8 protein-coding genes are annotated in these 13,318 nt (G+C 59.0%); 1 reads left to right on the top strand and 7 read right to left on the bottom strand.

The annotated features are described in order from the left end of the window. Window positions 1-972 (top strand): YARHG domain-containing protein, encoded by a 972-nt coding sequence (locus EDB95_RS23600; protein ID WP_133998270.1) that lies wholly within the window; start codon window positions 1-3, stop codon window positions 970-972. Window positions 973-1,417: 445 nt separating this feature from the next. Here the strand turns inward: EDB95_RS23600 and EDB95_RS23595 are convergent, their stop codons facing one another. The 7 genes from EDB95_RS23595 to EDB95_RS23565 form a co-directional block, all read right to left on the bottom strand. Beyond that, window positions 1,418-3,667 carry a glycoside hydrolase family 3 N-terminal domain-containing protein gene (locus tag EDB95_RS23595; RefSeq protein WP_133998267.1) on the bottom strand — a complete coding sequence of 750 codons (2,250 nt, stop codon included), beginning with the start codon at window positions 3,665-3,667 and terminating at the stop codon, window positions 1,418-1,420. Between the two features lie 6 nt (window positions 3,668-3,673). After that, on the bottom strand, window positions 3,674-7,870 hold the full coding sequence (locus EDB95_RS23590) for a hypothetical protein (protein ID WP_133998265.1): 4,197 nt from the start codon (window positions 7,868-7,870) through the stop codon (window positions 3,674-3,676). Further along, entirely contained in the window at window positions 7,845-8,153 is a 309-nt protein-coding gene (locus EDB95_RS23585; protein WP_133998263.1) for a hypothetical protein, read from the bottom strand. The genes EDB95_RS23590 and EDB95_RS23585 overlap by 26 nt, the downstream gene beginning before the upstream one ends. An 80-nt stretch (window positions 8,154-8,233) precedes the next feature. Further along, the gene (locus EDB95_RS23580; RefSeq protein WP_133998260.1) at window positions 8,234-9,319 is read right to left on the bottom strand and encodes a hypothetical protein; all 1,086 of its coding nucleotides are present in this window, start codon (window positions 9,317-9,319) and stop codon (window positions 8,234-8,236) included. Beyond that, window positions 9,316-9,747, bottom strand: coding sequence for a MauE/DoxX family redox-associated membrane protein (locus EDB95_RS23575; RefSeq protein WP_133998257.1), 432 nt, complete (start codon window positions 9,745-9,747; stop codon window positions 9,316-9,318). Before EDB95_RS23575 ends, EDB95_RS23580 begins: the two co-directional genes overlap by 4 nt. A gap of 22 nt (window positions 9,748-9,769) precedes the next feature. Beyond that, the gene (locus tag EDB95_RS23570) at window positions 9,770-12,004 is read right to left on the bottom strand and encodes a GH92 family glycosyl hydrolase (protein ID WP_133998254.1); all 2,235 of its coding nucleotides are present in this window, start codon (window positions 12,002-12,004) and stop codon (window positions 9,770-9,772) included. Between the two features lie 19 nt (window positions 12,005-12,023). Beyond that, complete coding sequence (locus tag EDB95_RS23565; protein ID WP_133998251.1) at window positions 12,024-13,307, bottom strand: glycoside hydrolase family 71/99-like protein; 1,284 nt, start codon at window positions 13,305-13,307, stop codon at window positions 12,024-12,026. Window positions 13,308-13,318 lie beyond the last annotated feature (11 nt).

Raw genomic sequence — 13,318 nt, 5'->3', positions numbered from 1 at the left:
ATGAAATGGCGTCCAGTTGCGATCACTCTTTGCTTTCTCCCGTTTTATGCCTCCTCCCTGGCGCAAAACCCCATGGAAGGCAAGTGGACCAATGGCGATTACATCTTTTTAGGGGGCATGGTGAATGATACCGCCCTCCAATATGGCGGTGGGAATGCACATGAAGGCGGTTACGACTTTTTCGCCATCCGCCGGGCAGACGGCAAGTTCTACATAGCGGGAAAGGACTCCACCCGTGACGATGCCTCACTAAAGCCCGGCCTGGGAGACGTAGGTGACCAGATCACTTTTAAAAATATCGCGGGTCTCTCCGTCATGATCATCCGGGGTAAAAATGGCAAGCTCCATGACGTCCTTCAACGCATACCCGAAGACATCGGGCTTAGCGACCTCCAGGCGGCTGACCAATCCCGCTATGGTTTGTCCGGTAGCTATGTCGACAAAGCTTCCGGCCAGAAAATTACGTTCACCCCCGATGCACAAAATGTTTTGGGCAGCACCATGGGCACCCATTACCAATTTGAAACACACTATGACTTTCTCACAAGCATCTTCACTTTTGACAACAAGAAATCTTTTGAATATGTGAAAACCCCGGACGGTATTGATATTTATACCACCCACCAGACCAGCGAAGACGACGACGACAGCTGGGTCCGTGGAAAACGCGTCCTAAGCCTTCGGAAAACGGAGTGGTTCAACCTTTCCGGCGACGCAAGTCTTCCGGGGCGATATTCTTTTGCTTCCACCTGTCTGTTGACATCGGACATCCTCCAACATTTCAGTGCCGCGGAACGCCGGCTCATACGCAATGAAATCTTTGCACGGTATGGGTATCGATTTAAGTCAGAGGACTTGAAGGCGTATTTTTCCGCACAGCCTTGGTATAAACCGGTGTCGGATGATGTGTCCGACCGGTTGACGGAGTTGGAGCGGTTGAATGTGGAGGTGTTGGGGCCGGAGGGGAAATAAAATTAATGATGAAAAGTTTTTTGTACCTTTAGGTTGTCGGCGGCTGGGCATCTGCCCCCCAACGACTAGGACGTAGACGGGGTTCCACTGAGAGCCCTGTCATTTTTTTATAGCTACATAGATCCTTTTATTGAGGATCAAGGAACGCGAAAGAGCATAGAATCTTTTTTTGTAAATCAAAAAAATCTCCAACAGGAGCTTGTTTCTCTCCACCCCGCTACGCAAACTCTCAATAAGCGGCTTCTTCTCAATATCCGAGACCACGTCCAATACAAGCCGCGGAGCTTGTTCGGAACCCTCCTTGATACGACTACGGATGTTATCCGGGCTTTTACTGATGATTCTTTTGAAATCAACCTTTAAGACAATGTGGTCTCTCCATAGAAATGCATCGAACCGCCTTTCATCTCTAATTTAGAAGCATATAGAAATATATAGCATCCCACTACTCCCCTACCCAAAAACTCCCCTCCACCCGTATATCCCTGGAGGAACTCCCCACCATCACCTTAAATTCCCCCGGCTCGACGACGCGTTTCATCTGGCGGTTCCAGAGAGAAAGCTGGTCGGGACCAAGGGTGAAGTGCACCGTTTGAGCGGCACCGGGCGCGAGGTCGACCCGCGCAAAACCGCGAAGGGCTTTTAGGGGCGTGGTCACGCTGCTGACGACGTCACGGAGGTAGAGCTCCGCGACCTCGGCGCCTTCGCGGTCGCCGGTGTTGGTGATGGTGACGCTGACGTCGGCGCTGCCGCCGGGGGTGATGCGGGCGGGGGCGATGCGGAGGTCACTGTAGGCGAAAGTAGTATAGCTGAGGCCGTGACCGAAGGGAAAGAGTGCCGTGTCTGCTTCATCCACGTAGTGGTGACGGGAAGTGGGCTTTCGGGCTTCATAAAAAGGAAGCTGTCCTACCGAGCGGGGGAAAGTGATGGGGAGTTTGCCGGAAGGATTCACCTTGCCGAGCAGAACATCAGCGATACCCTGGCCTTCGACTTCCCCTCCATACCAGGTCTCCAGGATCGCAGGGTAGTGGGCGGCGATCCAGTCAATAGTGAGCGGCCTGCCGTTGACAAGGACGAGGGCGATGGGTTTGCCGGTGGCGTAGAGCGCCTGGGCAAGGGCCTCCGCCCGAGGGCTGAGGTTCAGGCTTGCCCGGTCTTTGCCCTCTCCTACTTCCCAGGGTTCCTCACCCAAGACCAGGACGGTGACGTCGGACTGTGCGGCAAGGGCAACGGCCTCGGACCGGAGGCTGGCTTCTTCGGGATAGCCGGTGGTATCGGAGCGGTGGTTGGACGAGGGGGTGTAACCGGCGGCGTATGTAACCCTGGCGCCTGATTGCTTTAAGCCGTCGAGGATGGACAGGCCCTGCGCCGAGGGACTGGAATAGCCGCCGGTGTAGGTGCTCGTGGCGAGGGGGCCAATCACGGCGATGGATTGGTGGGCGGCGTCCAGGGGCAGGACGTGGCCATCGTTTTTGAGGAGCACGAGTGCTTCGCGGGATGCACGGAGCGCCAGGGCGCGGGCGGCGTCCGTGTGTACGTGTAGTCCTACCAGCGTGGTATCTGTATAGGGATGGTCGAACAAGCCCAGGTAGAACTTGACGCGAAGGATGTCGCCCGCGGCGCGGTCCAGGTCCTGTAATGACAATGTCTTTCGGGCTAGCGCCGTCTTGACGGCCTCCACCAGCGTCTCGTGGGCAAAGTCGTAGAATTGCATGTCCAGCCCCGCGGCGATGGATTGACCAAGCGCGTCGGCGGTGTCGGCCGCCACGTGGTGTTCGGTCAGGGTCATCTTGATGGCGCCCAGGTCGGAAAGGACGAACCCTTTAAAGCCCCATTCCTTTCGAAGTACTTCGGTCAGCAGCCACCGGTTGTCAACACAAGGGATACCGTCCAGCTCGTGGTACGCCGCCATGATGCCCATGGCACCGCCTTCCCGGACGGCCTTTTCAAAGACATACAGGAAGGAGGACCGGGCTTCGCGTTCGCCCATATTGACGGGCGCTGTGTTGCTGCCGCCTTCGGGTACGCTGTGTACGGCAAAGTGTTTGGGTTCGGCGATGACGGCATCGGGGCTGTTTAACGACAACCCTTGTAAACCCTCCACCATGGCCACACCGTTGCGGGCATTGAGGTAGGCGTCTTCCCCGTATGTTTCCTCTGTCCGGCCCCAACGCGGGTCCCGGGCCATGTCGAGGACCGGTCCGAGGATCATGTCTACCCCGTGCGCACGGGTTTCGGTACCGATGACGCGCCCCACCTGGCGGACCAGGGCGGTGTCCCAGGCGGTGGAGAGCGCGAGCGGGATGGGGAATTCCGTGGAGCCTTTACCGGCATACCCATGCAGCCCCTCTTCGATAAAGAGGACCGGGATGCCGAGCCGGGTGTGTTCGATGGCATACCGCTGTATCCGGTTGGCAAGCGCGGTACTCAACGGATAAAAATCGTGGATGGAGCCGATGCCGTGGTGGCCGATCGCCGCCTTCACCAGCGTATCGTTATACTGTGCGGCCTCGTGTCCATCCATGCCGGCTACCTGGTAGCCCCAGTACATGTCCAACTGGCGGATCTTTTCTTCTACGGTCATACGCTGCAGAAGGTCTGCGACGCGGCTGGCAACCGGTGCGTGAGGGTTCTTGTACGTTTGTGCCATCGCGGCATTCGACGCGAGACAGGCTAGTATTATCCAACGTTTCATATCTGTTTATTTGCCGGGCGGCACCGGGGTGATGACCCAGCGATTGCCCGGGGTGAATCCGACGGGACCGGGTTTGTCCCGCATGAGCCCGTTTAGTTTGTAATAATTTTCCAACTGACAAAGCATGATCCGCTCCCCCGCTCCCACCTCGATGATGGCCGGGTCCTGGTCTGCCCCGTATCCGCCCAGGGCGGCGGAGCGCACATCGGCTACGTACCCGGGCCAGCGGCCACCGGACCAGGTGTACCCGAAAAGGAAGGGGTTGCCACCCCCGAGTGCGATCTTTTGTTTCCAGTCGAGTTGTAAGGTAGAAAAAAGTTCTCCCGGACAGGCCGCGATCACGATATTGTTGTCGATGATCAGCGTGGATAAGTGGACGGGTATGCGCAACGTCTTGTTGAATCGACCGGTGAAGGTCAGGGAGTCGTCGAGCAAGCGGAGCGTCTGTTCGGTGTCGTCGGTCTTGAGCATTTTCGCCAGCATGATCGTCTCGGCCGCCAGGAGCTCACCTGTACGCTCCATCGGCCGGTAGTCGGTCTGGAAGGGGTCGTTCGGACCGGTACGCCTGGAGCTGATCATCAGCGGCTCCACGTTCCCCCCTGCCCCCTGGACAAACAGACAATTCACCTGGTTGCCAAAAGCCCCTTCGACTTTTTTACAGGCGACGCCCGGGTAGTCCGCCGAGATCGCGTAATTGAAACACACGACGTCCGCATGACAGGCATAGTTCATGAGGATCACCCTCGGCTGTCCTTGCAGATCCTCGATGCGGATGACGCCGACCTCCGGGTCCACCGGGCCGAATGGAATGCGCTCGGGATTCTCCGAGGTATAGTGGGCGTCCCCGTACCAGGACTCGCGGGCATGGCCGTCCTCCCGGACAATGAGGCGGTTGAAACCCAACTGCGGGAAGCTCCGGTGTCCGGCGGCGATACGGGCAGGGAAAAGATGGCTCATCGCGTCGCCAACGGCCCGGATGATCTGGTTTTCGTAAAACGTAGTATATGGATTGCCTTTCTCGAAGGAGCGGCCGCCGTTTTTTTGCGGCTCGGAATGGTTGTGGCTGGAGCACAGGAACACCTGGTCGAGGCCGTATGTGTCCTTGCAAATTTGCTCGATACGGTCGCTGGTAAAGACGGCGAGGTCGACAGAAACGAAAGCAATTTTTTTACCGTTGCCTTCGAGCACGAGCGTCCGGGCATAGATCGAATCGTGGAGGGGTTCGTCGCTGGGTGGGGTGAGGTTGATTTTCGAGGTGCCCGCCAGGAGTGTTGGGGGTTCGGGGGGGCCGGTGCCGCGGTCCGGCGCGGCGGCACGGCTTTGGGCCGCGGCGGCCGCGCCGGCGGGAGGGGCGGGGGCGGCGGGGGGGGCGGCGCTGGTAGTGGCGGCGCCGACGCTCGGTTCTTCCGGCCGGCGCGTTGCCGGGCTGGCCCAGATCGTTTTTATGGCGTCCTCGACGTCAATCCCCTCGGGGGTCGCGGCACTGGCGCGGTTGCCATAGTACCAGCGGCGGTGATCGAGCGGGGAGCGCATGGTGCGGCCGCCGGGCATTTCGAGGTAGGCGTTGGTGTCGACGGTACGGACCCAGTCGTAGGCGTAGCGTAGCCAACGATCACGGTAAGGCTGTGGCTGGAGCGCGAACCAGGTGACCTCGTCATAGCCCCAGATCCAGTCGAAACCGCCGTGTCCCTCATTGGGCTGGCCCGGATGTTTGCTGACACCATAGTTGTCGAATTCGACCAGGTACGGGAGGTGGTTGCAGGACCAGCCGCTGGGGGTGATACCGCCCTTGCTGCGGTTGTACAAACCGTCCGAAAAGCCCAGCTCCAGTTTGGCTTTTTGCGGAGTGTCCGGAACCTCTTTGATGCGCAAAGGGAAGGCGTGAAAATCGAGGAGCAGGTGGCCGTCCTTTACCAAACCGCCGCCCGGGGTGTGGGCGTCCAAAAGGACAAGGTGCCGGCGGGCATGGGCGGAGGCGTAGGCACGGACAAGGGCAAACACACTCGCCCAATGGCTTAGATCCGGGTCGTTCCCGTTCATCAGCTCCACTTGTCCGAAGTGGATGGCCTCGATGCCGAGGTCTATATAGGACTTGGCGAGGTAATAAAACCAGAGTTTCGTTTCCGGCCGGCTGACATCGGGAACGGACGCTCCCGGCCCCCATTGGTCTTTGCGGCGGCCGTCGGGGTAGAGCATATCGGCGTAGCGGAAGTTCCGCGTTTCTACCGGCAGGTGTAGCGCCTGGAAAGCCCAATCCGGCACAGGGACCTGCTCCACCTTGTCGGTAACAATCTCGAAGATACAGGCCTCCAGGATCATGTCGGGATCGATGGCCCTGACCTTGGGCATCCCGGCGGCTGCGCGGGAGAGGTTGTCGGGGAGGTGGTCCTCGCCTCCCCAGAGACAAAGGCTACGGCCCACAAACTTGGCGCCGATGTTCCGGAGCATCCGGAGGTTGTCGGTGAGGTCGCCCCGGCCGTTGAGTAGGCCTTCCATGGTGATGGCGCGGGAAAGGTAGGCGTCGAGGACGGGGCGGGAGATCGAGCCGTCGAAGCGGTAGTCGGGAGCGGCGCTAACGGCGGCCGGGGAAGCGGCGCCAACGGCAACTGGGGGGGCGGCGCCAACGGCAACTGGGGAAGCGGCGCCAACGGCGATTCGGGGTGCGCGGGCGCGGGTCGCCCGTTCGATAAACGCCACCACCGCGCCTGAATCGGCAGTTGGCAAGACGTGGAAACGCCCGCCGAGGGCCTTGTAGCGTTGTTCAGCGACGAAGGTATTGGATTTGAAAAAAAGATTTTTGTCCCCGGCCATGTGGAGGATGGGTACACCGGCGCGGGCGAGGGGGGCAAGGTTGTCCAACGGTTGAATGCGGGCCACGAGGCTGCGAAGGAGCGGGTTTTCAGCGTAGATGCAGGCGACGCGGTCGGGGTGTAGCTCTGCCCAGGCGTAGACGTCCCCTGCGCCTTCCATCACGGGTTTCGTGGAGAAGCCGTGGCGCACGAGGTAATCGTAAACAGCGTCCCATTCGCCGGGAACGGGGCCATCGGCATTGGTACCGACAGGGCCGGTGACGATGTAGTAGCCCCTGGCGAGTAGGGCGAGGTCTATGGGCGCTTCTTCTGTGAAGTCGGCGCGAAAGACCCAGGGGTGGCCGGCGGAGACCGGGGCAGCCGCGGCGGGCGCAATAACGGTCACGGTCACCTTCGGACTATCGAGGCCGAAGCTGTACCGCTTGTAGGACCCGCTGAAAAAGGGCCCGCGGCAGGTGAGATAGACGTCGTCTTGGAGAAAGCTATGGCTTTGCGTACCATAATAGTTCCGCACGGCCGCACGGGCGGGCACCCAGTCGGGGAGGGCGGGCGGCGTCTCGTAAAAGCTCTTTTCCATAAAGTCCGCGATGGGTTTCGGGTCGCGGAGGCTATGGGGATGGTGGCCGTAGCCCTCTTTATACATCACCGAAATACGGCCGCCCAGCTGGCGGTAGATGGTTTCGATGGTGCGGGTACCGTAGAGCGGCTGGTATTCGTTGTTGAGGACCCAGGAGGGATCGCCGAGGATGGGGTCCAGGCTGCCACAGACGTGGAGCAACGGGACGTCGGCTTTGGCCAGTCGCCAGAGATTCGACAGGCTTTCCTGGTTGATGGCGGGGTTGTCGGCGTAGATCGCGGATACTTTGCCGGGGTGCGCGGTGGCCCAAAGGAACTCGTTAAAGCCGCCCTTGCTCATACCGACGAAGGCGGGTTTGGGAGAGAGACCGTGCTTCGACGTCAGGAATTCGTACCATTTATCCCAAAGGGTGTCGGGTTCGGGGTTGATAAAGGCGATACACCAGCCGCGGTGGAGGAGCTCCACCTCGGCCTGGGGTTGGTGATCCCAATAACAGGCTTGCCATGACCAGGGGTTGCCGGGGGCGGGTTGTCGGGGGACGACGAGGATGCAGCGCCGCTGACCGGCGACCGGGTGGCGGATGCCGTTGCCTTCGTCGGGTTGGGCTACGATGGGGCTTAGCGAGCCGGTGGCCTCGTCCATCAGGAAGTCGTAGCGGTCATAGCCGTGCCAGGAGGTGTGCGCACCCGTGAATGTCGTCGACTGTGCATGCACGGTGAAACAAAACGTCATGCAGAGGAGACACAGCCAAAGGCAGGGGGATTGCTCCCCCTGTCTTGTAAAGGCGCTCCTAAAATAACTGGGAAATACCGTCATATACATCGCCAAGATTACCGTCATTGTAAGCCACCACACAAATAACCGTACTGCTCCAATGGCAGTTGGTCTGTTCGTCGGTGTACAGCAGCGGATCGTTGTCTACGGCAGCCGTGACGTCGGTCCAGTTCCCTTCAAAGGGGTCGGTTGACTGGCCCGGGTAGTCCTGCTGCAAGTACGTCGTCGTGAATGCGGGGGACGCCTTTGGGGATGGAGCGAATGCGCTGCCGGCCACTGCGATGGCCACGGCGAGCGCCGGGGTGATGTTTGCAATGTTTTTCATGCTTTTTACAGTTTAGCTTTTATGAATTGCCTACTCTGTTCAAGGGTTTTCGGCTTCCCCCTATTTGTGATCACAAATTTTTATGGAGTGGCGGGCGGGGGCGCCCCATTGACCAACCGGTAGGTAACAAGCCCACCGGGATAACAAACAACCATCGCCCGCCCCCGGACGGCGAAGGACACGAGCTTACGCCCGTCCAGGCGGGGGACCTTCAGGCTGTAGCGGTAACCGCCACCCGACAGGTCGTAGACATCGATGTCGGAAGCATCCTCGAAAGTGCCTTTGGGTTCGTTATCGGCCCGGAGCAGCGAATTGATGAATAACAGGCCGTCGCTCACGGCGGTGTTCCAATTCACGAAAAACTGCGGCGTGCTGTTGGTATATTTTACCGTGCCGTTTTCCTGATAGCTCCCGTCAGCGGTTCGTCCATGGGCAACGGTGTCGATCGTCGGCAGGAACCGGGTAACCGAAAAATCCGTGTCCAGCATCAAAATACCATTCCGGTAAAACTGTACGAACACCAATCGCTTTGTGGCGGTATCGTAGTGCATGGTGCCATCGGCGGCCAGTCCAAAGGCGGCAGCCGAATGGAATGGGTCGGTTTTGCGCACCTGCCGGTTCGTGGCGGGGTCCCACAGGATAAAAGGAAGATGGTAGGCGCCACTGTCCTTATCATAACCCCGGATCAGGTACTCGCCGCCGGTCAGTGCGATGCCCTTTATAAACGTGGGGTAAGGATAATGGTGTTGTAACAGCTGAGCCGGGGTATCCAGTCGTCCTTTAAACACATCCGGGCCGTTCCCCGCAAAGAGGTATATATAGGGCGAATCCACCTGGCAATGTACCCTGGACCAGATGTGTGGATTATTGGGCAAGGCGAAGCCGGAGACGTGCGCCGCTCCAAGAGACCACCCGAACCGGGCGACCTGGTTCTTGTGTCCGGGCATTTCAACAAAAAAGCCGGAAGGGGTGACACCGCATATTTCACCGTACCGGAAGTCCGCCCGGATCGTGTCTTCAGGGGCAGCCACCCAGCCGGCCCAGGTCCGGTTGAACCCATTGTCCTCCTTGTTGGGCTGATAGGTCCCGGTATACAGGCAATAGACCATCAGCACGGGCAGGGCGATACAGGCCACCGTGAGGAGCCAGCGGGCGGAGGGCGTCATAGGGCCTCCGTTTTAGGCGGCCGCCGGCTTCCCGACAAAAAGATACCCGCCACCGCGAGCGCCATGCAACCTATGTTGAAATAAAAGTGCACGCCCCAGCTCATCTGGTTCAATACACCCCCGCAGGAGCAAGGGATATAGTAACTGTAGTGGGTCATGACGAAGATATACGCCGTGAACAACGACATCAGGAACAAGGACGCAAACAGACCCAGCAGGCGAATGGATGGGATCAAGAGCACCAGCGCCACCAGGATCTCCCCCAACGGCAGGCTCCAGGCCGTCCACCCGGCATAGCGGGAGACAAAGGGCGACCGGTTGAGCTGGAAAACAAATGTATCGTACGCTTTCAGCTTGCTGAGCGCCGCATAAAGGAAAAGAACCACAAAAAAGGAGGCGATGAGCCGCACAACTTGAATCCTTTTCATAACATCATTTTGGGGGGCCGCTTTAACGGGCGCGACCCCAGCTTTTATTGGGTTTCGGCCCCATCACCAATTCGAGGGTACCGCCCGCCTCCAGCTCGGCGTGTGTAAACCAAGGCGTATCCAGGGGCCGCCCGTTCAGGGTGGCGGACTGGATGTATTTGTTGACAACCGAGGAATGGCGGGCGATGATCGTGAAGGTCTTTCCGTTGGCCAGCGCGATGGATACCTTGCTAAACACCGGGCTGCCGATCGTATAACGAGGGAGGCCGGGTGTCATGGGATAAAAGCCCATGGACGAAAAAACCACAAAAGCAGACATGCCGCCCCCGTCTTCATCCCCGGGTATGCCGAAAATATTGTCCTTGAACCAGGCGTCTAAGAGGAACCGCACCCGCGCCTGTGTCTTCCAGGGTGCATCGGTCACGTTGTACAGATAGGGAATCACAAAACCGGGCTCGTTCCCCATCGAATGTTGACCGGTAAGCCCTGTCGCGTCGGGGAACTTCGCCCAGAATTCGAATTTGGAGCGTCCAAGGCCTGTTCGGAAAAGTTCGTCAAGCCGGTCTTCAAAAGCCTTACGTCCGCCCATCAGCCGGACCAGCTCGGGGATATTTTCCTGGACCTGCCAGAGGTACGTCCAGCCATTGTTTTCGTCATAGTAGTCCCGGCCGCCCATACCGCCGTCCCAGGCAGGATCGATGTTGATCCAGTTCCCTTCCGCGTCTTTTGGCATGAAGAACCGGCGGCTGCTGTCCCAAAGGTTTCGGAAGTTGAGTGCCCGGGCCGCAAATTGCGCGGCGTCGTCCTTTTTGCCAAGATCGGACGCCAGCCCGGACAGGGCCCAGTCGTCATAGCTGGCACCCAGCGTGACGGCCACTGCCTGGCGTTTTTCAAAGGGATGAACGGCTTCCACGGTTTCTTTTTCCTCCGGATGAAGGGCGGGAAAGTAACCGTGCGTATAGTAAAAATCATCCAGGACCGTCTTCTCCCCGTTCCGCCAGGGAAGCATGGTCGCCTGAACCGCATTTTTGCGCATGCCTGCATAGGCCTCCTCTATGTCGAAATGCCGGAGGCCCTTTCGATAAGCATCCAGGAAAACGACGGAAGAATGAAAACCGTTCATACAAGGGTTGTCCCCGAACAAGACGGGAAAGGTAGGCATCCACCCGCTTTGGCTGTACATCCGCACATAAGATTGGAGCATGTCCTGCTCCTGGTCCGGATGCAGGATCATCCGCAAGGGGTGCAGCGCCAGGTAGGTATCCCAGGACCAGTCGTCCACATAAAAGGGCCGGGTGTCCTGGTGCACCTTCATGTCATACCCGCTGTAATACTGCCCATCCTCGGTGATGTCCACCATGCGTTCGTGACATCGATACAGGGCCGTATAAAAAGAACGGCGTTGTGCCGGTGTGCCGCCTTCGACGCGGATCTGGCCCACCACGCGTTCCCAGGCCTTTTTACCGGCCGCCGCAAGCTCGTCGAAGGAACGGTTTTCTTCCTCGTAGTTTTTTTGTGCCTGCTCCGGGCTGACGTAACTGATCGCGTATCGGAAAGTCACTTCAGTAGTAGTGGAAGGAAAAGTAATGTATGCTTTTCTATCGCCCGGCAAAACACCGGTGGCACCGCTCCGGCTGAAGACCCCATACATAAAGACCTTGATGTTCTCGTGATAGGTCTCCATGCCCGTGACTACACCGGGCTTGGGGAAGCTCCACTGAGAGGGTCCGTCGTTGTAGACGTTGAAGAGGATGGATTTGGCCGGCGCCTGCGCGGGGAAATGAAAGCGGTAACAGCCGACTTTGCGGCCGGCGGTAAATTCGAGGGTGATCCCGTCGTCCAGGAGAAAGGTAGAGTAATACCATGGGCGATTAACCTCCAGGTCGTGGTCGTAGGCCTGGCGCGCGCCCCAGGCGGAGAGCGCAGGGGCGGTGCCCGGGCCCGCGGTGGAGGGCGCGGCGGCGGAGCCCGCGGCGGCAGGCGCCACCGACGGCTTCAGCCCAAACACCTCCCCCAGCCTGTGCGACACAATGCACAGCGGGAAACTGCTGATCTGGTCGTCCATGTAGTCCTTTCGCTGGGGCGTAAAACGGATCATCTGGTTGGGCAGTTGGACCGTGGGGCGAGTGGGTTCGAGGAGCCGGCCGACGTTGCCGATGGTCGGATCGATATAGTCGACGGCGGAGGCACTGTCCTGGGCGTACGTGGAGCCGGATAGGCAAAGGGCAATCATCAGGAGGACAAATCCATTCTTCATCAAAAACAATATTTAAGGGTTATCGTTGGGGCATGGTCGTGGTGAGGGGGTCTTCCTTTCGGAGCATCCGTGCGGCCCGGCCGGTGAGCCAAAGATAGGTGTCGCCCGGTTCTCCGTCGAGGTGCAAAAAGGAGGTCCTGGCGGTATCGAGGGGTGGTTGACCGGTGACTTTGAAAATGGCGGTGCCTTCGTTGACCTCGTCGAACATGGCCACGTAGAGCATCGTGGCACCGGCGCGAATGGCGGTGGAGAGCAATGACCAGTAGAATTGCCCGCCCTCGCGGGGAATGGACCCGACGGGTTTGACGTCGTTGGGGAATTCGTACTGGCTGAGGTTGTGCCAGCTAAAACCGGGATATACGCAGGGCACGTATTCCACGTGGTTGTCGGCGCACCAGGCTTCGTCTTCCTGGACCTGGTCGCGGTAGCGGTTGGTGTCGTTGTAAAGCAGGGGTGAAAAACGGCCGACCATCCAGGGCATGATGATGTCGGCCTGGCGGATGAGCGTGTGGAGATAGGCGTCGTGGACGCAGTCTTTATCGAGGGTACGCCAATACGTGGGTACACCGAGCATGACGGTGCAGTGCCCGTAGACGGGGTCGTTCTTTAAAAAGTCGATGAGGCGCTCCAACCCGATGTCGCGGATGTCATAGGGGCGGTCGGGGAAGCCGACGCCCCATATCACGACCACCGGCTTTCCGTTTTCGTGGAGATAGGTATTGACGCCATCCTGGCGGGTGACCCGGATGGAATCGACGAGGTATTTCCAGTCTTCGATGATGGAGGTGCAATCCTCGTCTTTGGCACGCAAACCGGAAAGATCATACATGACGGCAATGGCGCGTTTGTATTTGGAAGCGGAGGCCAGTGCGAGCTGCAGGACGTGGGTGGCTTCGCGACGGCCCTCACCGGGTTTGGTGTTGCCAAAAAAGCGCTGCATGAATACGCCGTCCAGGCCGTAGGTCTGCATCCAGTGGAAATGGACGTCGACCGTGCTTTCGTCCACGGAGCTGAAAAAACGCGCGTGGCGTCCGTCGGAGAGCAGGAAGGGGGTTTCGTAGGTTTTTTTGTACTCGCTGACGTCGGGCCATACGTCGATCCCGCAGTGTTGGGGGTTGCCGTAGGCGAAGTGGTGCGCACCGGATCCGTCGCCTTCCGCGCGGAACCAGCCTTGATAGCCGGCCATTACCAAACCGTGGTACGTAGGATAAAGGGTTTCGGAAGAGTGCCGAAGCTGGCCCTGGGCAAACCAGGGGCCAGACATCAGCAGTGTCACTACGAGAGAGAGAAACTTGTCTTTCATGCCATTCCAAA

The sequence above is a fragment of the Dinghuibacter silviterrae genome, assembly GCF_004366355.1.
In the GTDB taxonomy this organism is placed as follows: Bacteria; Bacteroidota; Bacteroidia; order Chitinophagales; family Chitinophagaceae; genus Dinghuibacter; species Dinghuibacter silviterrae.
This window is presented reverse-complemented; position numbering and strand designations above follow the sequence as displayed.